This window comes from Bacillus sp. ISL-46 (genome assembly GCF_018613205.1).
In genome coordinates this window covers 1-23,257 of record NZ_JAGGQR010000055.1, presented here as the reverse complement: position 1 = coordinate 23,257, position 23,257 = coordinate 1, and the positions used below count along the sequence as shown (strand labels likewise).

The 23,257-nt window shown below is 39.0% G+C and carries 19 protein-coding genes and 2 pseudogenes; 3 read left to right on the top strand and 18 right to left on the bottom strand.

The window, feature by feature from the left end:
- Positions 1-56: 56 nt before the first annotated feature.
- The 3 genes from J7E67_RS24385 to J7E67_RS24375 are packed head-to-tail and all read right to left on the bottom strand — an operon-like array spanning position 57 to position 3,138.
- A complete protein-coding gene (locus J7E67_RS24385) occupies positions 57-1,463 on the bottom strand; it encodes an amino acid permease (protein WP_214714216.1) in 1,407 nt (468 codons plus the stop codon).
- 41 nt (positions 1,464-1,504) lie between these two features.
- Positions 1,505-2,266 (bottom strand): dimethylarginine dimethylaminohydrolase family protein, encoded by a 762-nt coding sequence (locus J7E67_RS24380; protein WP_214714218.1) that lies wholly within the window; start codon positions 2,264-2,266, stop codon positions 1,505-1,507.
- Between the two features lie 17 nt (positions 2,267-2,283).
- A complete protein-coding gene (locus tag J7E67_RS24375; protein ID WP_214714309.1) occupies positions 2,284-3,138 on the bottom strand; it encodes a dimethylarginine dimethylaminohydrolase family protein in 855 nt (284 codons plus the stop codon).
- Between the two features lie 180 nt (positions 3,139-3,318).
- On the opposite strand from J7E67_RS24375, the gene J7E67_RS24370 reads away from it, so the two are divergent.
- A complete protein-coding gene (locus tag J7E67_RS24370; protein ID WP_214714220.1) occupies positions 3,319-4,068 on the top strand; it encodes an IclR family transcriptional regulator in 750 nt (249 codons plus the stop codon).
- Between the two features lie 1,091 nt (positions 4,069-5,159).
- Here J7E67_RS24370 and J7E67_RS24365 read toward each other — a convergent pair.
- The 10 genes from J7E67_RS24365 to J7E67_RS24320 form a co-directional block, all read right to left on the bottom strand.
- The gene (locus tag J7E67_RS24365; RefSeq protein ID WP_214714222.1) at positions 5,160-6,770 is read right to left on the bottom strand and encodes a glycoside hydrolase family 43 protein; all 1,611 of its coding nucleotides are present in this window, start codon (positions 6,768-6,770) and stop codon (positions 5,160-5,162) included.
- A gap of 109 nt (positions 6,771-6,879) precedes the next feature.
- Positions 6,880-7,497, bottom strand: a complete 618-nt coding sequence (locus tag J7E67_RS24360) for a YesL family protein (RefSeq protein ID WP_308160525.1) — start codon at positions 7,495-7,497, stop codon at positions 6,880-6,882.
- A gap of 75 nt (positions 7,498-7,572) precedes the next feature.
- Complete coding sequence (locus tag J7E67_RS24355; RefSeq protein ID WP_374102966.1) at positions 7,573-8,472, bottom strand: carbohydrate ABC transporter permease; 900 nt, start codon at positions 8,470-8,472, stop codon at positions 7,573-7,575.
- A gap of 16 nt (positions 8,473-8,488) precedes the next feature.
- Positions 8,489-9,364 (bottom strand): carbohydrate ABC transporter permease, encoded by an 876-nt coding sequence (locus tag J7E67_RS24350; protein ID WP_214714224.1) that lies wholly within the window; start codon positions 9,362-9,364, stop codon positions 8,489-8,491.
- 87 nt (positions 9,365-9,451) lie between these two features.
- Positions 9,452-10,762, bottom strand: coding sequence for an extracellular solute-binding protein (locus J7E67_RS24345; RefSeq protein WP_214714226.1), 1,311 nt, complete (start codon positions 10,760-10,762; stop codon positions 9,452-9,454).
- Positions 10,763-10,856: 94 nt separating this feature from the next.
- The gene (locus tag J7E67_RS24340) at positions 10,857-11,654 is read right to left on the bottom strand and encodes a response regulator transcription factor (protein ID WP_214714228.1); all 798 of its coding nucleotides are present in this window, start codon (positions 11,652-11,654) and stop codon (positions 10,857-10,859) included.
- 7 nt (positions 11,655-11,661) lie between these two features.
- A complete protein-coding gene (locus J7E67_RS24335) occupies positions 11,662-13,437 on the bottom strand; it encodes a sensor histidine kinase (protein WP_251026967.1) in 1,776 nt (591 codons plus the stop codon).
- Positions 13,438-13,647: 210 nt separating this feature from the next.
- Positions 13,648-14,244, bottom strand: coding sequence for a biotin transporter BioY (locus tag J7E67_RS24330; protein ID WP_214714230.1), 597 nt, complete (start codon positions 14,242-14,244; stop codon positions 13,648-13,650).
- 196 nt (positions 14,245-14,440) lie between these two features.
- Positions 14,441-14,971: a GDYXXLXY domain-containing protein gene (locus tag J7E67_RS24325; protein WP_214714232.1), complete on the bottom strand. Its 531-nt coding sequence runs from the start codon at positions 14,969-14,971 to the stop codon at positions 14,441-14,443.
- Positions 14,964-16,037, bottom strand: a complete 1,074-nt coding sequence (locus J7E67_RS24320; RefSeq protein ID WP_214714234.1) for a DUF2157 domain-containing protein — start codon at positions 16,035-16,037, stop codon at positions 14,964-14,966. Before J7E67_RS24320 ends, J7E67_RS24325 begins: the two co-directional genes overlap by 8 nt.
- A gap of 791 nt (positions 16,038-16,828) precedes the next feature.
- Between J7E67_RS24320 and J7E67_RS24315 the strand changes: the two genes are divergently transcribed.
- Positions 16,829-17,365 carry a ribonuclease H-like YkuK family protein gene (locus J7E67_RS24315; protein ID WP_214714236.1) on the top strand — a complete coding sequence of 179 codons (537 nt, stop codon included), beginning with the start codon at positions 16,829-16,831 and terminating at the stop codon, positions 17,363-17,365.
- A gap of 67 nt (positions 17,366-17,432) precedes the next feature.
- On the opposite strand, the gene J7E67_RS24310 is transcribed toward J7E67_RS24315, so the two are convergent.
- The 4 genes and pseudogenes from J7E67_RS24310 to J7E67_RS24295 all read right to left on the bottom strand — a co-directional run bounded on the left by J7E67_RS24310 (position 17,433) and on the right by J7E67_RS24295 (position 21,277).
- The gene (locus tag J7E67_RS24310; protein WP_214714238.1) at positions 17,433-18,893 is read right to left on the bottom strand and encodes a PAS domain-containing sensor histidine kinase; all 1,461 of its coding nucleotides are present in this window, start codon (positions 18,891-18,893) and stop codon (positions 17,433-17,435) included.
- Positions 18,894-19,106: 213 nt separating this feature from the next.
- Positions 19,107-19,598 (bottom strand): annotated as a pseudogene (locus tag J7E67_RS24305) (ABC transporter substrate-binding protein); the annotation flags it as partial.
- Position 19,599: 1 nt separating this feature from the next.
- A pseudogene (locus J7E67_RS24300) lies at positions 19,600-20,334 on the bottom strand (iron chelate uptake ABC transporter family permease subunit); the annotation flags it as partial.
- A complete protein-coding gene (locus J7E67_RS24295; RefSeq protein WP_214714240.1) occupies positions 20,327-21,277 on the bottom strand; it encodes an ABC transporter permease in 951 nt (316 codons plus the stop codon). The gene J7E67_RS24295 and the pseudogene J7E67_RS24300, both read right to left, overlap by 8 nt.
- A gap of 277 nt (positions 21,278-21,554) precedes the next feature.
- Here J7E67_RS24295 and J7E67_RS24290 point away from each other — a divergent pair, with 277 nt between their 5' ends.
- Positions 21,555-22,037 carry a hypothetical protein gene (locus J7E67_RS24290; protein WP_214714242.1) on the top strand — a complete coding sequence of 161 codons (483 nt, stop codon included), beginning with the start codon at positions 21,555-21,557 and terminating at the stop codon, positions 22,035-22,037.
- Between the two features lie 110 nt (positions 22,038-22,147).
- On the opposite strand, the gene J7E67_RS24285 is transcribed toward J7E67_RS24290, so the two are convergent.
- Positions 22,148-23,158: a DUF418 domain-containing protein gene (locus tag J7E67_RS24285; RefSeq protein ID WP_214714244.1), complete on the bottom strand. Its 1,011-nt coding sequence runs from the start codon at positions 23,156-23,158 to the stop codon at positions 22,148-22,150.
- Positions 23,159-23,257: the final 99 nt, after the last annotated feature.

Genomic DNA, 23,257 nt, shown 5'->3' with positions numbered 1-23,257 from the left:
CTGTCCACCTGAGATGGACAAATACAACCAACTGTCCACGAGTGGTGCCTGACACCCTATCGATAGTCCACATCATTATTTGCGCTCAATTTGTCCTTTTTATTCTTAAAATAATAGGAAATATAGCATACGGCTAAAAATCCTAAACCCACTAGTAAACCTACTAATTGGGTCGGATCAAAGGCCAAGAATATTAAGATTGAAACGCAGAATACGATACAAATAATTGGTATTAATGGATAAAATGGGACTTTATATTGTAACTCCTCTAATTTTCCGCCGTCTTGCAGGTATTTCCTTCGAAACAATAACTGTGAAAGGGCAATACCGATCCACGAAATCGTAACAGAAATGCCGGCAATCGACATTAACAACACAAACACTGTGTCGGCTGCAATAAAGCTAGTTAGCAAGGATAATAGAGAAAAAAGCATCGTAAATACTAGAGCAGCAAATGGAACCCTGCGTTTTGATAGCTTTCCAAACCGTTTTGGAGCCATTCCATCTTGCGCCATCGCCCATAGTAACCGGGTCGACGCGTAAATACATGAGTTTCCAACCGATAATATCGCTGTCAGTATAACAAAGTTCATAATATCTGGTGCGAAAGGAATACCTGCCATATCCATAAGGGTTACGAATGGACTTTCCAATAATCCCAGTTCCTTAGATGGGAAAATGGCGGATAGTATAACAATAGAAGCTAGATAAAAGACGATAATTCTAAAAAGGACGTTTCGAATGGCTCGGGGAATATTCTTTTCCGGCTCTTCGCTTTCCCCAGCAGCAATTCCAATCAGTTCAGATCCTTGATAGGAAAAGATAACATTCATCATCGTAACAAAAAGGATGACAAAACCTGCAGGGAACAATCCAGATGGTGCTAAGTTTTCTAAAAATGGTGCAGGACGGTCCGCCAATGGAATGATTCCAAAAATAGCAGCGAAACCAATAATAATAAAGAAAATAACAGCAACCACTTTAATACCTGCAAACCAATATTCTGCCTCTGCGAATCCTCTGGTTGTAAGAGCATTGAGGACAAATAACAGGGCGATGAAAACAGCACACCATATCCAGACTGAAACATCAGGAAACCACCGTTTCATTAGGATTCCTGCCGCGGTAAATTCAACCCCAGCCGTTGTGGCTGAACCAACGAAATACATCCATCCTAACGAAAATCCAGCGGAAGGACTAATGAATTTACTTGCATATGTTTGAAATGAGCCTGTTACGGGCATGTGGACAGCCAGTTCCCCTAGGCACACCATGACCAAGTATAAAATGATCCCACCAAATAAATAACCTATTAATGCACCACCAGCTCCGGCCTGATTAATGGTATAGCCAGCATTTAAAAACAACCCTGTTCCTATGACTCCTCCTAACGAAAGCATAAACAAATGACGACGTTTCATCGATCGATTTAATTGATTCTGCTGACCCTCTCGTTCAACCATCTCCCACACACCCCTTGTCTATTAGCAGTCTCTAATGTTCCTTAAAAACGTAGGGACAAACAGCTTAAGCCGCCATCTAATTTACGAAATTCAGACATGTCGAGCTCAATCGTCCGAAAACCTGCCTCGTTCATTTTTTGCTTCGTTTGAGGAAAACCTGCTGGAATGATAACATAGTCATTCACGCGAATACAATTCGCTGCATACTCCTCTTCGGGTGGAACGATAATTTTTGTATAGGAATTAAAATCTGGATGATCAATAAATTCACCTGCGACAACAATTGTATGATTTCCAAGATAAGAAATACCTGTTTTGAGGTGGAAAAACTTTTCTAGTTGAACAATAGACGCCTGGTAATGTTCCAATTCAAGAATTTGCTTTAATTGTTCAGCTCCTTCCAAATTTGTCCTTTCAGAAAGTCCTATATAAAAATGATTATCAATTTGTAAAATATCGCCGCCGTCAAGGGTTCCTGGTGACTTGATATAATAGATGTTTTCATAATGGGATTTTATTGTCGGCTCCATCTCAAAAATTTCCCCGTTACGTGAAGGGGCCCCTGGGTTTGAAATAACCGCAAACTCAGGTGTCAGCACTGCCGTGTCTTCTACAAAGGTAGAGTCTGGGAAATCCTCATGACTAGTCAGGACGGTTACTTCTACCCCACAGGTTTTTAGTGCATCAATATAAGCTTTATGCTGCTCGAGTGCCTTTTCTAAAATAGGACTCCCTAGATCAGAAGTCGTTAAGCCATGGATGAAGCTTTCTCCAGGTGTTTTGACAATTGTAGTTTTAAACATATTATTTCCTCCTTCAATTATGTACGGATAACAGGACAAGTGAGACATGTAGGACCACCTGTACCTAAATAAGAGATTTCATTTCCTTCATATTCATAGACGTTTGCCCCCGCATCCATTAATTTCTGCTTAGTGTAAGGGCTTCCAGAAACTATCATACAAATTCGCGGTGCCAAGGCAAGGACATTACAGCCTAGTCGATGGTATTCTTCATCGGGAACTTCAATTAATTCAAAGCCACGCTTGATTAGCATTTGTCTTAAGAAGACTGGCATTAATCTCGAATAAACAACAGCCAGGTTTTCATCTACGATACTAATAAAAGACATAAGATGTAGACATTCGTCCTCACCTTGGTCATGCGGAAGCTGAACAACGATACATTCGTCCACCAAACCTTTAGTAATTTCCTTGATTTGGCGGATTGCTTCATCATTCGTTCGATAGCCACGGCCAATTAACAATGTGCGATCATCCAGCCAAACAAGATCTCCCCCGTCAGCTACTGCTTCACCAGTAAGTTCACCTAATATAGGAATGTCCTTTTCTATTAAAAATTGTTTATACACCTCGGCTTCCGGCTGTCGTAATTTTTTCCCTGATTTTAAAATAATGGCACCCTTTTTCGTAAATTTAACGGGATCATGGGCATATAGAGAATCTAATCCTACACGTTCTGACGCGGGTAAAAATTCAATATGGTCCACATGCTGTTTAATAATAGAAAGAAACTGTTCAAATTCCTGCTGTGCTTTTGAAAAATCAGGTTCATGAATATAGTTGAATTTTTCCCATTCCTTTTTTAAATGTTCTTGACTAATAAAGGATTCATTTGGGTGTTTAACAATAACGGTATTGAGTTTTTTATACATAGATGATGCCAAAGCAGTTCCTCCTTTGTTTTTCCGTATAGTGGAATTCATTTCCCCTGACAGGAAAACCTATAATATGATACTATAGTAGTAATAATTTCATGTCAATATATTTTGAATTTACTGATTAATAGTTATTAATATTTTTACTGATATCTAATTTAAATAGGAGATGAAGATATGCAAACGATCGATCGAGCCATGCAGGTGATCAAAGTCCTTGTTGGAAATGAAACAAAGAAATGGTTTTCAATTACTGATTTATCTAAGGAGTGTGACTTACCTGTAAGTACAATGCATCGTCTTTTACAATCAATGAAGCAGCATGGACTGATACAACAGGATCCAAATTTAAAACATTATTCAATGGGGAACACCTGGTTAGAATACGGCTTACAGATGTATGATACCTTTGATTTTGTAGGGTTAATTCGCCCCGAGATGGAAAAATTAATGCTTGAGGTAGAAGAGAGTATTTATTTCAGTAAACCAATGGGGCTAGAATCATTAATCGTTGAGAGAATTGACTGCCAGCAAAATCCGATCCGTATATATGATCAACTAGGATTACGCATTCCACTAAACATTGGAGCAGCAAATAAAGTCATGTTAGCCCATATGCCCTCAATTGAAAGGCAAAAAATCGTAAATGAACTAGTAGCTGAAGAAGATAGAGATACTTTTTTAACTGTATTAAATCAAATAGTGAAAGAGGGCTATGGGGAGAGTCATGGGGAGAGAACGAAAGGCACATCATCAGTGGCTGCCCCTATTTTTAACCAAATAAATGAACTAATTGGCGCTATTAGTATTGGTTATGTCAATTTCAACATAACGGAAGAAAGAAAAAACTTCCTAATCGAGAGAGTCATCGCGTACGGAAAGCAAATTTCCACCAAACTTCAATTCAAATATGTTCCGTCTTTATAGCAGGAGTCTGAAATAGATTATTGGGGGATTCGAACTAAAAAGGACGGTGTCAGGCACCACTTGTGGACATTTGTCTACGAGTGGTGCCTGACACCGTTTTCTGTTAGTATTTTTAACAGTATTATAGTTTCATATGGATATGAATAGAGGATTGAGGGACACAGTTTATGTTGAGGAACAAGAATGTTTGGATTTTGTTAACAGGGGAATTTATCGCCGGCCTCGGTTTGTAGCTCGGCATTATTGGTAATTTAGAATTCATGCAAGAATGGCCAAAATTTCGAAAGACATCATCCAATTTTAGGATGACGCCTTTTCATCAATATAGCTTATGATACGGCAGGATGTGTCCTTTTGAAGGTCATTAACGTTGATTAATTCTTTTTCATTATACAAGACCAACTAAGCTGGTGTGTTATTAAGTTTATTACTGCTACTTGGATTTAATCAAACGTTTGATTAGTTTTTTTGCTTTTCTTAAAAAGCCAGATGTATCATGGCTTGAACATAATTTAATTAAACGTTTGATTAGTTTTTTCCACTTTTCTTTGAAAGCCCAATGTACCATAGCTTCAATTCAATTTAATCAAACGTTTGATTAGTTTTACACTTTGCTTAAATACTCAAATGAACTTCTGTGGCCTGATCCTGTTTATAATCAATCGTTTAATTAGTTTTCCCGCTTTGCTTAAAAAACCAGATCTATCATGGCCTCGACACGATTAATCAATCGTTTGATTAGTTTTTCCACTTTGCTTAAAAACAAGATCTATCATGTCTTTAATTCGATTTAATCAAACGTTTAATTAGTTTTTCCATTTCCCTAAAAAAATCAAATCTATCATGGCCTCAACTTCATTTAATCAAACGCTTGATTAGTTTTTTCATTATCATTAATAAGACCAGATCTGCCATGGTCTCAGTCCCATTTAATCAAACGTTTGATTAGTTTTTTGCCAACTGTAAAAATCAAAATAGCCCTTCATCAGTGTGAACGCACTGGGTGTCAGGCACCACTCGTGGACAAATGTCCACGAGCGGTGCCTGACACCTTTTTTGATATCAACAACAAACTTAAATGTAAAATAGTATTAATTGTTGTTTTTGTAACTAAAGTAGTCAAAATCTGCATGCAGGTTTTGGCCTGATGTGTCTTGGCATTGCATGCCTACAAATGCGCCGGTGAAGAAGCCGCCGCCTTGAATATAATCGTCCGACAACTTGTAGGAGTGGAATGTTACTGGAATCACTGACCAGTTCTCACCATCAAAGGAGAAGGAGTATTGGTATACATCCGTCTTCACATCCACACGAAGATACACATATTCAACATCCTCTGGAATGACAATTTCTTGACCTTGAAGCGGTTGGTCAAAGGTAAAATTGTCACAGGTCATGAGTTCAAGGATTCTCCCTTTGTCCTCGTTCCAGGTGACCTGGCATGATGTCCAGTTCTGTGTATTATAGTAATTCACCAGGCCAGCAGATTGCTGGAAGGTATTCGGGTTAAAGGCAACCTTTGTCTCCGCGCTAAAGGTAAAATGCTGCCAACGTCTTGCTACAAATGCTTGTGTGAATTTAGAAGTTAACGATTCTTTCCCGTATAGGCGCAAGTGGCCAGGGTTATCTTTTAATGAAACGATTTTCTCCCCTAATGGGATCCGTAAGCTCTGAAAATGAGGGTTCAACATTTCTGTATCAAATTCGTCTTTCTCAGGGAAGTCCCTGTCCCACTTCACTTCGTCCACCCTTGGCCCTTCTATCTCAACAGATGGCTGGTTTCCTCCGACAACGTATGGCCAATCATTTTTCCACTCTAGTCTCTGGATCGCAGTTTCCCTTCCAAGTGGACAGTAGCCACGGGGATCTAACAAAGGCTGTCCTTCTCTAGACAATGGTCTTGCAGTTAAATGAACAAGGAACCACTCACCTGTATGGGTATGTACAATCGAAGCATGACCCGCTTTTTGAAGAGGAATCCTCGGGGCATGGAACGAAGTGATCAGCGGGTTCTCCGGATGCACTTCGTATGGACCACTCAGTTGTTTAGAGCGCGCAATGGTTGCTTGGTGATCAAATTTCGTGCCGCCTTCAGCTGTTAATAGATAATAATAGTCATCAATTTTATATAAATGCGGCGCTTCCGTTAGTTTAATATCTGTTCCTTTAAAAATAATTTCAGCCTTACCAACTAGCTTTTGTTCTACCGGACTGTATTCCTGAAGTGAAATCCCGTAAAAATTGTGATGACCCATACGATGATCCCAATTCATGTTGACCAAATATTTTTTACCATCTTCATCATGGAATAATGAGGGATCAAAGCCTGAGCTATTCAAATAAATTGGGTCTGACCACTCGCCATCAATCGTTTCACAGGTAGCAAGGTAATTATGGCAATCCTTCCATTGACCTTCAACCACCTTTACATCCGTATAAATCAGCCAGAACTGACCATCACAGTAGGTAAGTGCTGGTGCCCATATTCCTCCCGAATCCGGATTCCCCATCATATTCAACTGGCTTAGCCGGTTTAGCGGCCTCGCTGTTAAACGCCAGTTTTTTAGATCCTTGGAATGGTAAATCCCCACCCCTGGAAACCATTCAAATGTCGACACCGCAATATAATAATCTTCGCCAACCCGGCAAATACACGGATCTGGATTGAAACCCGTTAAAATTGGATTTTGAATTGTAGCCATTTTTAACACTCCTGTTCATCAACTAATATTCATGCTCATTTTTGTACCTGTATCTTAATGACATGAGGAATGCGCCATTTTTCTTTTGTTTGGAAGAGTTGCTGCAAACCTAGTGTCTTGCCCCCACCCGGTTAAAGCTATAATTTCCTCCAAACATCAGTATCCAAGCAATCGTTGCAGCACTAAAAAATGGGATGAAGCTTGTTTGGTACAAATTCAAGAAAATGATCGCTGCTGAAGCTGCCAGCATCAATACTGTCATGTGGAAATTAAGTACGCTTAAGAAAAAGGCATTTTTTATATAATCCAAAGTTTTTAATTCAAAATGGACATAGACTGGAAAAATATAAACAAGGGTAAGTACATAAAATCCTGTGATAATCAGTAATGGGATGAACAAGGTAAATTGGAGCGCTCCTCCTACTGTTCTCAAGTAAAGAAGGTCAAAAATGATAAATGCCCCACTCAATCCGATACATATACCCAATCCATTTGATTTTTTGAATTCTTGTCTGTAAACGGAAAGAAACGTTTTCCAAATGGGGAGGTCGGTTTCTTTCAACTGCCATTTTCGGACGATCGTAAAAAGAGCCACCGTTGCCGGCATGATTCCTAGGAGAACCAATCCTGCCAGGGAAAAGAAAAACCATAATAGATTGACGTATGCAAGCCTCATGATCCACTCACAAAAAGTGAACAGTTTCCCCATCGTTTTTCCTAATTGCACGGTTTATCACCTCTAATCCCTAGTTTCCCTCAATACCTTCCATCCTATTTTCATAGGTTGCTAGATTATAATAAATCAGCCTTTAACTGAACCCGAAGCAATTCCTTCGACAATTCGGTTGCTCAAGATTAAGAATGCAATCAGAATTGGCAGGATACTAATAACAAGTGTTGCACCAATTGCACCCCAGTCCGTTGTATATTGACCGATAAAGTTCTGAATTCCAACTGTCAGCGTTTTAAAGCTGTCTGAACTAATAAATGTGTTGACGAAAACAAATTCATTCCAGTTGTAAATCATGTTAATAATCGCTGCCGTTGCAATAACTGGTGCAGTCATTGGCAGGGTAATCCGGAAAAACATATGATTAATCGAAGCTCCGTCCATAACAGCAGCCTCTTCTACCTCTCTTGGCAGTGCCTCATAAAATCCAAGCAATATCATAATTGTGATCGGCAGATTAAAGGCAGTATAGGCGAAGATGACGGAAAGCGGATTATCAATCAGGTTTATTTTTGTAAAAGTATTGAATAAAGGAATCAATGTGGAATGGACCGGAATCATTAGTCCCACCATGAATAAGCCCAACACCAATTTACTGCCCTTCCAGTTCATTCTCGTAAGGGCGAATGTTACCATACTTGCTAAAATAACAGTCAATACAACCGCTACTACCGTGTAGGTGATACTGTTGAAAAAGTATTGGCTAATGTTCCCCTCTGTCCAAACCTTTTGGTAATTCTCCCACTTTGGCTGTGCTGGCAAGGAAAAGGGAGACATATTAAAAACTTCTTGGTTATTTTTCAATGAGAAAAGAAATAACCAGATGATCGGAAAGATTTGAAAAATTGCTACGATAATAAGGAATAGGTACATAATTCCATAGGCTGCGCGATTAAGGAATGGGCTCTTCGCTAGACTCGATTTTTCCTTATTTATGATTACCGGAGATCCAGTCGTTTTCACCGTATTCACCTAAATCCCCCCTCTTTTAATAAATATCGTCATTCTGTGTGGTAAGTTTCCTTATGATATACGTAACAACTAAACAGATGATTAATAAGAAGAAACCAATAGCACTTCCGTACCCAAAGTCAAAGCCCTTAAATGCTTTATGGTACATATATGAGGCCATAACCTCACTGGAATTGTTTGGACCTCCATCAGTCATGACATAAATCAAGTCGAAATATTTCAATGATCCGACAACTGCAAGAACAATCGTTACCTTGATTACATTCATGATTAATGGGATTTTTATTTTTAATGCAATTTGAAGTGGCGTAGCGCCATCAATTCTCGCAGCTTCTTCAAGGGAATCCGGGATGTTTTTCAATGCTGCATAATAGATCAAAATATAAAAGCCTGCATATTGCCAGATAATCGGGACGATAATCGCGTATAGCGCGATGCCTGGTTCCGCTAGCCATGCGGGTGGATTTTCAACTCCAAGTGAAACCAGAACACTATTTAGAATTCCATTTGTAGGGTGGTAAATTTTCAGCCAGAGTTGCGCAATGGCAACAGATGCAAGCAGCATGGGAATCAGATAGATTTTTCTAAGCAAATCTGCTCCTTTTATTTTGCCTGCCAATATCATCGAGATGAATAAATAACCAATCAAGCTAAGTGTTGAAAAAACTGCCAGTATTAAGGAGTGGTAGGCACTCTTCCAAAACAAGGAATCCTGTATCAGATGGGCATAATTTTTTAAGCCAATGAATTCCATCTCTCCGATTCCATTCCATTTCATTAAGCCGAAATATCCGGTTTGGACAATTGGGACATAAATCAAGGCAAGGATAAGAAAAAGCGCTGGTGCGATATACAGAGCAACTATCTTTTTATTGGACATAACTCTATTCATTACGATTCAACTCCTTTGCAAACAGGATAAAAATGAAGGGGCACATACCAAAAGTAAAGATATATGCCCCTTTTTTCTAAGTTACGATTATTTACCTTCGTCAGCCTTTAACGCATCTTCGTGTTGTTTAGCAAAATCTTTTGGATTCACTTCTTTCCCGAACATTGATTGAATTAGATTCAAATGTGTTTCAGCAACAGATGCACTCATTTGAACATCTGCGAATAATGTTAGATTGCTAGCTTTATTCAATTCGTTTAATACATCAATATAAAGTTGTGGTAATTTAACTTTGGTAGTATCAACTTTAGTAGCTGGAATTACACCTGCTTTTTCAACAGATTGCTCTCCCCATTTTTCAACAAAAAATTTAACAAATTCTTTTGCTTCAGGCTTAACCTTTGAGTTTTCAGATACGAACAAGCCAACCCCAGGACCGCCAACCCAGCTGTCGATGTTCCCTTTACCGCCTTCAACTGTTGGGAATTTAAAGAATCCAACATTGTCACGGAATGCTTGTGGAATTTCTTCATTTGTCGTGAAGTTCGGAAGTTCCCATGTCCCCATCAGGTACATAGCAGCTTTTCCATTTAAGAATTCTGATTTTCCTTCATCATTAGACAAACCATTAAATCCTTTATTGAATGCATTTTCTTTTACAAGTTTTTGAATTTCATCTGCAGCTGCTACTAAAGCAGGATCTTCAAATGAACCAGTACGATCGATTGCTTTGTTTAAAACCACAGAACCACCTAAACGGTCTGCAAGGTACATATACCACAGAGATCCAGTCCAACGATCTTTATTTCCAAGTGCAATTGGTGCTACACCTTTACTAGCAAGTGTTTTCACAACATTTGTGAAATCACTGTAAGTTTGAGGTACTTCGAGATTAAATTTTTTGAAGATTTCTTTATTGTAATAAATAGGAGCGATGTTTAATTCTAGTGGAAGACCATAAGTTTTGCCGTCTAACGCATATGCTTCGGTTGTTCCACTAACGAAAGAATCTTTCAAACCGCCAGATAATACATCGTCAAGTGGTGAAAAAAGCTTTCCTTTAACAAAAGGAGTCATATATCCAGCTGCCCATGTAAAACCTACATCTGGAAGCTCGTTAGATGAGGAAAGAACTTTCATTTTGTTCTTGTATTGTTCATTTTCAAGTACTTCAACCTCAATTTTTACATCCTTATGATTTGCCTCGTATTGCTTGATAATATCTGACACGATCAAATTTTGTTGTTTGGAGCTTCCGGCAGGCCAAAGATGCATGAATTTAATCGTTTTCTTGGAACTGCTCTCATTGCTAGCCTTGTCAGAACCACTGCAGCCAGCAAGACCAGCTGTAAGAAGAAGTGCAAGTACTAGCAACAATGTATACGCTTTCTTAAACATTTCAAAACCCCCAGTAAATTGTTTTCGCTTACATACTGAATTTTAGCACTAATAAAAAATCACGGTAAGGTAACCGCGATTGGGGGAAATTCCACTATTTTTGGATAGGTGCTTCGTCAAGGACAGCCACTTTTCTGTATTTGCTTGGTGTAATTCCCTCATAATCCTTAAAGATTTTAATGAAATACTTAGCTGTCTGATAGCCTGCCTGCTGGGCGATATCTTCGACATGTGCATCCGTGGTCAATAACAGGTTTTTGGCCATTTGCAGCCTTTTTCTCGTCAAGAATTCACTAAATGTCAAACGGGTTTGTTCTTTAAACAAAACACTGAAATAACTGGCATTTAAATGGACAGTATCAGCCACTTCCTTTAAGCTGACCTGCCTATTTAAATTTTTATTTATGTATGTAATTGCATCTTTAATTAGAGAATTCGAGAGGTCTTTCCGAGCATCCACATTCAGTAGCTTTTGATCGGCAACTTTTTCTAGATGGTCTGCCCTTTCGATGTTAGCTCCTGTTTCCAATGCCTGCTCAACTGCTTCAATTAGCTTTTGTTTACTTAACGGCTTCAGGAGATAATTAATTACTCCAAGACGAATTGCTTCCTGAGCATATTCAAAATCAGGATGTCCAGAAATAATCATCACAACGGGCTTATATCCTCTATCCTTAATGTTTTTCAACAGTTTCAAACCATCCATCTCAGGCATGCATACATCTGTAATTAGAAGGTGAATTTTATGTTTGCCAAATAGCTCATATGCCTCAGGTCCATCAGTAGCACTTATTATTTCATATTTTCCCGCGGACCATATTTCCAGTGTTTTTTTCAAGCCTTGTCTTGTTGTTTGCTCATCATCGACGATTAAAATAGTCTTGGTAGACATCTGTTATTTACCTCCTCAGCTCTGGAATTTCAAATGTAACCTGTGTTCCCTCGCCTTGTTCACTAACTAGGTATAGATGCTTCAAATTGTATTGATCATAATAAAGTCGAATTCTTTTATTCACATTGGTAAGCGCCATCCCCATTCCTTTAATGGAAGACTCACCATCCATTTCTATCGCGTGATTAATTTGTGAAAGCATTTCCGCCTCCATTCCTGAGCCATTGTCCTTTACGGTTATCGTGATATTTGAGGAGTCGTCCACTTTTTCAACATGGATAAAGACGGCACCTTGCTTTCTCTTTTTCTCAATTCCATGGATTATTGCATTTTCAACTAAAGGCTGAATGATAAGCTTTGGTATTTTTATATCTATGTATTCTGGCCGCACCGATATAGACCATATCAATCGGTCACCCAGCCTCATTTTCATCAGCTGTAAATAGCGTTCAATATGTTCAAGTTCATCGTGAATGGTTACCCATTCGCCACTATTTTTGTTTCCAATTGTATAGCGGAAAAGCTCTGACATTGCAATGACTGTCCCAGCCAAATCCTCTTCTCCCTTTTCTTCTAATGACCAGTAAAGGGCATTTAATGTATTGTAAAGAAAATGGGGATCGATTTGGGATTGAAGCGCTTTCAATTCAGTTCTACTCCGCAACAGTTCCTTTTCATACACCTCTTGTATTAGGTGATTCGTGTTTTCGACCATTTGGTTGTAGGTATTATTAAGTTCAATAATTTCCAACGACGCGGAACTTCCAGGATTTATCTTTAGTTCATCCATCTTAGCTTTCTTCATTGTATTGGTTAGTCGCTTAATTGGCCTCGTGATCATCGTCGCCAAAAAAATAGAAGAGACAAAGAAAATGATATATCCGATTACACCCGATAGTAAAATAACGGGACGTACCGCTGAGACACGTTCTGAAAGGAAACTCGTCGGCTTTAAGATAACCAATGTCCAGCCCGTCAGTTTGGACGATTCCTTTACTATCATGAACTCTTTTTTATTAATGGTAACGGCTTTTTGTCCTTCTAGAAGCATATTCTGAATATCAATTCCATAATTGGCAGTAATTGGAGCTAAGTCTCGATCAAGGAGCATCATATACCCCTTTTCTCCATGTTCCTCTATGTTCTCTTTTACTTGAAAATAGCTGTTAGAGATCCGAACGACCAAATATCCCCCGTTTGAAAACCAACGGTCTATTAAACTCACTCTTCTAATGGCATAAGAATAATTGGTATTGGCCGGGTCTTTTCCTACCCATACTAATCGTCCCTTTTCTTTATCCGCTACCTCGATCCATCTCGGTTGAATGCGGTTAGATAAGTGCTTATTATCAAAAGGATAAATTCTTTTCCCCTTAGATGTAAATAGTTCAAAGTTGGAAATCCCATCCGAGTAAGCGTAGAAATTATTGATGACTTTGATTAACGATTGCTGCTTGGCGAAATCCATGATATCCCCGTCAACGATCCCTAACAGTAGCTGCTGGACGGTACCATTCGTCGCCAATTGGTTCGACAGTGTGTCCACTTGTCTATATAATGTTTCCATTCTTCCATTTGCTTCAACTGCTGTTTGCTGAATTTGTTCCTCTGCATTGTCCTTCATTAAAGTTCCAACCTGGTTGTATACCATAATGGAAACAATCGCAAGAACAATCATCATAACAAACAAAAAAACAGCTAGAATCTGATTACGCAGGGTATTTAAGCTTCTCAATCGTGACCTGATGATTGTAATCACCCATTCTGTAATAACTTCTATCAATATATAAATCCATTATTCCTGAATTATATCAAAATGCCCTTGTAAATTATATGTATAACATCCGAATAATCTAAAAGTTTCGTATCAAGCAATTACTTCGAAAAAGGGTGTCACAAAAAGGTGTCACAAAAAAAGGTGTCAGGCACCGCTAAAAGACAAATGTCCACGAGCGGTGCCTGACACCCTTAGTTTGTTTATAACTTGATGCCCTTAAGAAACACGCTTTAGATGTTTAAATTGTCCTTTTGAAAGGACGGTTTTTTCTAGTCGGTGGGCCATGATTCCGGCAAGGACGGCTAAGATTATGTCTTTTGGCAGTGGAGCAACCATCCATAACCAGGCCATTTTGTAGGTGAATCCTTCTGGTGCAGCTGCCCAAAGCTTATAGGCAAAATACATCCAATTAGTACCGAAGAAGTAGTTTACCGCCATTCCGATTAAGGAGGCGATGATAAAGGCTGCGACAGTTTTCTTCTTCTCAACGATTTTTCCAATGATAAACGCTGTAAAAATATACGATAGAATAAAGCCGAAGGTAGGACTAAAAATTGTGGATGGACCTGCCCCAAATTTAGCAAAAACAGGAACGCCCGCAAAGCCAACTAGCATATAAACCGCCATCGCTATGGATCCTAACCGGCTCCCCAAGATAGCCCCTGCTAAGATTGCAAAGAAGGTTTGGAATGTAATTGGAACTCCTCCCACCACCATAAAAGGCACAAACGAGGTTAGGTTTGCCCCAATCGCCATCAATGCCACAAACATCCCCACTAGTGTTATATCCAACGCTCTTAATTTTTTCTTCATTCTCCCACCCCAATATTAATTGTTATAATATTAAAATATATGGTTACTTACTATATTGTCAACTCAATTTTAATTCAAGTTAACAATCGGAACGAAAAAGGTGTCAGGCACCGAAAAGGACCTGTGTCCTCTCCACGTGGACAAAAGGCAGTTTTGTCCACGTGCGGTGCCTGACACCAACTTTTTAACACCACAATTACTTGGTTGTGATATCGGTCAGGACGGCATAGCCGTTGTTTACTTTTAGTTTGGCTAGTATTTCTCCTTTAGCAGAGGCTTTTTCCCATTCTGCCCCGGTGTTGTCCTCTAGGAAGTATTTATCCAGATTGTACTCAATGAAGGCAATTTCTTGTCCTTGGTTGCCTTTATCAATATAGTTTATTGTTCCTTTTAGGAATATTCCCTTATCAGGTTTTTCAAGGCTGACTTTAATGGGGGTGTGGACTCCGTCCTTTTTCTCCATAAGAACGAATACTTCAAACTGTCCCCCCTGGTCCTGCAATCGTGAGACCACAGCCTTATCCACCAAACTTATCGGGACTTCTTCAGCTTCATATTGAAGGGTCACATAATCACCTCGAAATAGGTCGGATGGGTCCAACGGTTTGGTTTGGAGAATCATATCCACTCCCGTTAACATGGTATAGAGGGGCGTGAAGCACATGCCTAACAAAATCAGCACCGGTACGGAACAGGCCAAAACCAACTGCTTTGCTCGCTTATTCATGCACACTCACCCCTTTTTTCCTTTGTTTTTCAAAATAAAAACCGAAACCTAGGAGCAGGAATCCTCCTATAATAAATACGAACGATTTCGGCAAAAACTCAAAGGATAAATCCAAGTAAAAACGGAAGATCATCACGCATAAAATAATGATACTGAGCAAACTTCCTTTTTTAATTAAGTACAATACATAGAGCACATAGATGACCGAAAAAGGAATATACATCCAATCCATTGGCCAGGTATCTTCAAAAGATAACAATAGCGCTGCGGCACCATGAACGAGGTATCCCAAGACAACGTAAATGTCTCTAATTCTCCCTCTTGAGAGGACTAGAGCCACGCCTATGACCAAATAGATTAATCCATACACGTAAGGAAAATCAGTATAGTCATAGCGGTTGACAAAAAAGCTAATGACCGTCCCGATAAATGCTAGCGATAATAAGCCAGCGACAAATCCAGTTACTTTTGAAAACCCTATTTTTTCATTAAGTAAATAAATGGCGGCAATCCAAAGCAGTGTCCAATACGGGATATTTACCCCTTCGAGATATTGTCCATCCTGCATGTATTTGAGGACAAAAAGGGAAGATGCTAGTAGGATCCATTTATCCCGTAATACCCATGCCAACGGCAAAATGCCAAGCGACCACCATAAAAAAGCATTTTGTGAATTTGTTCCGAGATGAAACATTTGCTCCACAAGAAAAATCCCCGCCCCAAACACAAGAACACCTACATAATAAAGGCTTTTAGATGTCTTTGGATAGTTCCTTTCCATTTTAAATCCTGCCAGATTACTGGCAACGAAAAGCGCGATGATTAACAGGAGCTTCGCTGTTTTTCCAATCTCATCCCAATTACTCGCGATAAAACTGAGTACCCCCGCTCCAATCAAAATAGAACCAACATACAAAAGTGTTTTTGTGAAAGAAAGTCTCTGTACCTCGTAAATCTCATCTATCTCATTGGCCTTTCCTGCAGGAAGAATCTCTGAATCTTCTAAGAACCTAAGCTCCCGCTTCAAAAAATTTAATTCATGCTGTTTTACAATCCGCTTCGCCATCCATCCCACCCCTTTAACATCTATTTATTTGGGACTACACGCTCACAACCTCTTTAGGCTAATTGCACTACAGTTAAGTTTATTCGACAATTAGTGTTAATATCCTTTTAAAAAATGAGTGTACGACCCCCTTTGCCCGATATCACTAAAAAAAGAAAAAGGTGTCAGGCACCGCAAAAGGACAAATGTCCACGAGCGGTGCCTGACACCATTGTTTATTTATCCCGACAGTTTTTGCAAACTTTGATGGTTTGGTTTGTTTCTGTTGTATGCGTATATAGTAGCTTGATTCTTGTCCTTTCACACAGCGGGCAGGTTCCCCGGCCATTTGAAGGCAGGTAGCTGATTGTTTTCCCTCGGTTTCTCTTTGCCATTTCCATCCATCCCTATCTAGATTAAATCTCGTTTCTTTATCTAATGATGGACTGGCACAAATATTGTTAGGCAAATAATTGTTTTTAAAAAAAAGGTTGTTTCATCGCTATTAATTTCTATATAGGGTTAGCAGATTCCATTTTCCGTTGTTAATTGGGCATAATTCAAAACCGAATCAATACCGAGCAGCCTTCGCGCTGTCCTCACAGGACGGACAAATGAAGCATTTGTCCACGGACGGTGCCTGACACCCTAAGGTGTCACACCCATGCATTTTTGCTCACTTATCTACATACATTTCAATAAAGATCGAATACTTTCAATGGCTGCACGACAATAAATCACTTTCCATAAGATAGGAGTAAGAGTCGAGACTAAATTTTTTTAGTTGGAAAGGAAAGATGTGGTGCTTCAAGATGAAAAAAGACGGGGCTTATCACGATTTGTTTCAAAATCTTCAGGAGAATGGGCTGTCGTTCGAACAAGTCTTTGAACGGATTGTAACATTCATGAAGTTAGATCCAAGTGGGAACTATCGACTAATGGTTGGCACAGATTCTCAAGTCCATAGATCCACAACTGTTTTTATCACAGGAATTGTGATTCAAAATAAAGGAAAAGGAGTATGGGCGTGCATAAGGAAGGTCATTATTCCAAGAAAAATGACTCACTTACATGAACGGATTTCCCTTGAATTGTCGTTAACTGAGGAAATTGTTTCGATGTTCAACGAAGAAAGGAAAAATGAGTTAATCAATCTTGTCCTCCCCTATATATATAAAGGAGCAACCTTCACAATGGAGGGACACATTGATATCGGTGCTGGGAAACGAAACAAGACGAGTGAGTTTGTAAAAGAAATGGTAACGAGAATCGAATCGATGGGGGTTGAACCGAAAATCAAACCAAATGCCTTTGTTGCTTCTAGCTATGCAAATCGTTACACCAAATAAGGGTGTCAGGCACCACAAGGGACAATTGTCCCTTAATGATGCCTGACACCCTTTTTTTACATCCTTTTTAAAAGCATTCCAGTTCAACTTTTACAGTGGTACCTTTCCCAGGTTGACTGTCGATTTTCATAGTACCATTATGTTCCTGGATGATTTTGTTGCTGACAGTTAGGCCAAGTCCGATTCCTTTATCCTTGGTTGTATAGAACGGAGTTCCCAAATAGCGCATAAGTTCTCCGTCAATGCCGATTCCTTCATCCGAAAAGCTAATCTGCACTCGTTTGCCTTCTACCCTTTGAACATGAATTTTGACTTTTCCACCAAACGGCATCGATTCAATTGCATTTTTTAAAAAATTAACAAAAACCTGTTTCAACTGATTGGGATTACAAAGCAAATCAATATCATCATTTTGATAATGGTTGGTTATTTGCACATTATGTAATAAAGCTTGTGGATGAAGAATATTAACCGTGCTTTCTATGATTGAATTTAGATTTTCTTGATCAAATTGAATGGCTTGAGGTTTTGCCAACGACATAAATTCATTCACAATCATATCAATACGATCTAATTCGTTCATGATGATTGATAAATAATCACCTTGTTTTTCTTTGTTCGTGGTATCTTTCAACAGCTTTGAAAATCCTTTTAATGAAGTCAATGGGTTTCGTATCTCATGAGCAACTCCAGCAGCTAATTGGCCAATAATCGAAAGCCGGTCTAAATTTCGGAGGGCATCATCATTTTTTACCCGGTCTGTAATATCCCTTCCCACCGTCACATAGGAATCAATTTCTCCTTGTTCATTAAAAATTGGAGAAATAGTGGTCTCCGAGTATATTACTTCCTTATTACCTTTTTGCAACTTTGTTTGTAGCAGTTGAGGTTCCTTTGTTTCTATTAACCTTTGATAAACTCTGTCAAAATGGTCTATTTCCTCAGGCATGATAAGATCGTATACGGTTTTACCTATTAACTGGTCAGGAGTATATCCAATTCCGTTTTCATGAGAAGGAGATGCATAGACAATCTTTTTATCTCTCGAATAGACCTTAATCATATCCGATGTATTTTCAGTTATAAGCTTGTACAGTTCACGTGTCTTTTTTAATTCTCTTTCAATATTTATATGCTCTGTTATATCGCGAAAGATTGCAATAACAGCAATAATTTCCCCACATGAATTTCGAAAGGGAGAATAGGAAACAGCAATATCAAGTATGCTTCCGTCTTTATGGTATCTTTGGGTAACCATATCAGGATATGCTTCACCACTTTTGACTGATTCAATAATATCATGCACAATGTCAGGATTGGAAAATTCTTCAACTCTTTTTCCGATGACATCGTCCTCTGTATAGCCAAATATCTTCGTATACACATGGTTCACTCGAATAAACCGATTTTCCATATCGACCATACAAATGGCGTCTGCGGTACAGTCAAGAAATAAGTCAATTAAATCATCTGGATTATAAACCACAGATTCATACTCTTTCGTAAAAATCGGGAAACTCTTCGACATAGAGATCTCTCCAAACACATCAATTATACTCTTAATCTCCATTTTACAGAGTTTTTCGATAAAGAAAAGAAGTATTTTACAAAATGGTGTCAGGCACCACCGAAAGACACTTAGCCCAAATGTCCGTCCCACGCGGACAATTTAAGCTGCTTTAGTTCATAAAAACAAACGCTCGGAGCTTAAGTCCAAGCGTTTGTTGGGTTGTTTCTTGTTTTATAATGCTGCCTCAATTTCTTTGGCCATTGATTTGACAGATTTTAAGCCTCCACCGCTTAGGTACCATGTGTCTGCATCTAGGTAGATAATCTTATCATTCTTAAAGGCAGCAGTTTTTTTAACTAACTCATTTTCAATAATTTCCTTTGCGCCAATTTCTCCGCCAACTGCTGTCGCACGGTCAATAACAAACAATACGTCAGGGTTTTTCTCCATAATGTACTCAAACGTAATGCTCTGTCCATGAGTTGATACTTCAATTTTTTGATCAGCAGCACCAAACCCAAATACATCATGGATTAAGCCCAAACGGGAACTTGGTCCGTAGGCACTGACTTTCCCTTCATTCGCTAAAAGAATTAGACCTTTCTTATCAAGTGCTGAAGCCTGTTTATTTAACTTTTCAATACTAGCTTTAATGTCTTTTAATTCACTTGCCACCTTATCTTCTTTTCCAAACATTTCACCAATTAAGTTCATGTTTTTCTCGGCCAAAAAAGGTAATCGGTCCGACGAGCGCCGTCGAGATTGAAATGAATATCGCGACAATGACAAGCATTTGTTTCACAATCGAATCGTAGGGAACACCTAGATTAATAGCCATCTCCCGACCGAGCGATAAAACATCGAGATACTTGACATACCTCCAGGCGTAAATCAGTACAAATACAATAGTGACCATTGCCATCCACACTAAGTCTGAGTTGATATTATTGAAACTAGCAAACATCCTATCTTGAACTATCAGAAACTCATTCGGATCAATCAACACTTGTAAAAACGTCGAGATACTGGAGAAAAAGGTCCCGACAATAATTCCAATTAGCAATAAAAAGCAGATAGGCAGGCCACCTTTTTTAAATAAGAATCGATATAAGAAAAGGGCAAACAAAATCATCACGGCTACAGAAAGTAAAAAGTTTATTTGTTTATTGACGACAATCATATGCGAAGAACCAAGAAAGAATATAATCACCGTTTGTAATAATAAATAAAGGGCATCTAACCCCATGATGCTCGGTGTTAAAATGCGGTTATGCGAAATTGTCTGAAAAACTACTGTCGCATAAGCGATGGTAAAGCCCGTCAAAACCATGGCAAGTACCTTCGTAAAGCGCCTTGGCAAAGCATAATCAAAGCTTCCATTTAAATCATGTATGAGATATATTGCACAACAGCCCGCAGCAATCAATATGAGACCGGCCATTTTCATGGAATTACGCATAGGCTTTCCTCCTAAACAGCAGGTATAAGAAAATCCCACTGCCAATCACACCAACCATGAGACTAATCGAAATCTCATAGGGATAAATGAGTACCCGCCCTAAAATATCGCAAACTATCAGGAAAATGGCCCCTAGAAGCGCTGTATGCGGTAACGTTTTTTGTAGATGGTCTCCTTTGAAAATGGAGATGATATTTGGAATGATTAAACCTAGAAATGGGATAATACCGACGGTCAGGGCCACTGATGCCGTAATTAGAGCAACGAGTGTCAACCCGATATTTACCACACTTCGATAGGCAAGACCTAAGTTTTTCGAAAAATCTTCCCCCATCCCAGCCACTGTAAAGCGATTGGCATAAAAATAGGCGATGACTAAAATTGGAATACTTATGTAGAGGAGTTCATAACGACCTTTCATGATCATTGAAAAATCGCCTTGGAGCCAGGCGGACATATTTTGAATCACATCCGCTCGGTAAGCAAAAAAAGTCGTGACGGATGATAAAATATTGCCGAACATGAGTCCCACAAGCGGAATAAAAATAGCATCTTTAAACTTAATTCGATCTAGAATTTGCATAAATAAAAATGTACCGGCAAGCGCAAAGGCAAAGGCTACGACCATTTTTTCAAGCATAGACGCATTTGCAAATAGCAACATCGAAACCAGAATCCCCAGACGAGTAGCGTCCAATGTTCCGGCTGTTGTCGGCGATACAAATTTGTTGCGGCTAAGTTGCTGCATAATCAATCCAGCAATACTCATCCCTGCTCCCGCGAGTAGTATCGCAACAAGTCTCGGCACTCTGCTCACCAAGAAAATTTGCCTCTCCTCTGATTGAAAGTCTAGCAAGTCTACTGGTGAGAGACTGCTAACACCAACAAATAGTGAAGATGCGGATAAGATGAATAAAGCTAATAGTAAATACCGTTTCTTCATAACTGTCCCCATCATTTCTATAATTCTAGCGTTCCAATACTGATAATGAAAATCATTATCAATTATTTATAAATTTGATTTTAACATTCTGAATTTTGAAGTCAACGTCTAATTGAGAACTTTTTTCAGTAAGATTACCAAAATAAAACATTTACTGAAGAGCTGCATTTCCTAAACAAGACTACATAAAGCCACGTGATGATTAATAAAATAATATTTTCCACACTCATAATGGACTTCCTAACCCTCATAAATTGGGCATTAGGAGGTGAATGTATTGAAAAAATGGATATTGGCTATAATCCTACCCATTTTGATTTTATTGTCTGGTTGCTCCAGTGATCCTGTGCAAGATGATTTACTTAATTATGTAAATAAAGAAATGAAGGAAGCGGGGAAATTAGAGAGGGCTGCCGTTTCAGCCTATGAAGGGGTTTCGGGTACAAACTATCAGGATGATCAAACAATGTACGATGTCTTAAATAATGATGTTATTCCAAATTACAACGAATTTATTAAAGAGCTAGATTCTGTAAAGATTGAAACAGATGAGGTAAGAGAAATCCACGAAATATATATTGAAGGGGCGGATATACAGTTTAAAGCCTTTGCAATAATTAAACAGGCGTTAGAAGAACAGGACGCCAATTTGATCCAAAAGGCCAATGAGATGTTGGCTGACGCGCGTAAACATATTCGTGATTATCAAACTAAATTGGATAAATTAGCAAAGGAACACGATGTGGATATTGAAAAATAACAGTGTCTCCAGACATAAGCTGTAACAAAAATCGAGTCAGTCCTCCAGCTTTAAACATTAGAGGACTGACATTCTTTAGTATCCCCCATCAAGCGGAGGGCGTTTGCTCTCTATACTCTAGTTTTTCGCATTGGCGGGAATTCGAAATAGGTCAACGTGCGCCACACCCATTCCAATGGGCCGAAGCTGAAGTGGCGCAGCCAAATCGCACTGAACGTAAGTTGAATGACATAAATAGCTAAACAAAAATAAAGTGATTGTAAATAAGTGATATGATCAAATAAATCCAGCAACTTCCCCGCAACTAGGATAAAGGTCGTTTGTGAAACATAATTTGTCAACGCCATCCGTCCATAGCTCTTTAAAGGTGACAGAACCTGCCGAACAACGGGGAAATTCAGAAGCAAAATCAGTACCCCGACATAAAGGGCAGAGACCATCGGACCGAGCGAGATTCCAATCCTTAAGAATCGTTGCGTATCTTTGAAATCCCCATCCGATCCAAACATAAACGGGGCATGCTGATATTGATAAATAAGACCTGCCACACTTAATACAAACATTATGCCAGTAAAAATAACAGTTTGCTTTAAATGTTGTGATATTCGCTCAAACATCCGATATTGCCCGGCGGCGATTCCTAACAACATCAATGGAACCACCATAAACATTTTCTGAGCATACAAACTTAGGACCAGCAACATGACCATTCCAAAAACAAGATTTACAACCTTGTTCGCTTTATAAAAGGGTAAAATAATCAGACCGCAAATAGCGTAAACCGTTAATGCTTCCCCTGGTTGAAAATGCACATGCACTAACCCAAAGAAAAACAACACGAGGATTCGCCGCAAAAACAAAACATAGCCATTTTTCCCCTTCGCATTTGCCCTGGAGATAAATATATAAAACCCCACACCAAACAAAAAGGTAAAGATCGTATAAAAGCGACCTTCCACCAATAAGTATAAAAACCTCAAGTAGGATGCATCAGTTGTATGGGGATTGGGTAATCTTACTGACAATAATGGAATGATGTTAACCAGGATAATCCCCATTAGTGCAAATCCCCGTAAATAATCAAGAACATCGATCCGTGTGGATATCTCCTTCGCATTCATCCTAATCAACTCCACTATCATTATAACCGTTAACAAGATATTCAACTATTTTGCTAATCTAAAAAGGCTGACAGCATGCTTAAACTGTACCCGTTAGAG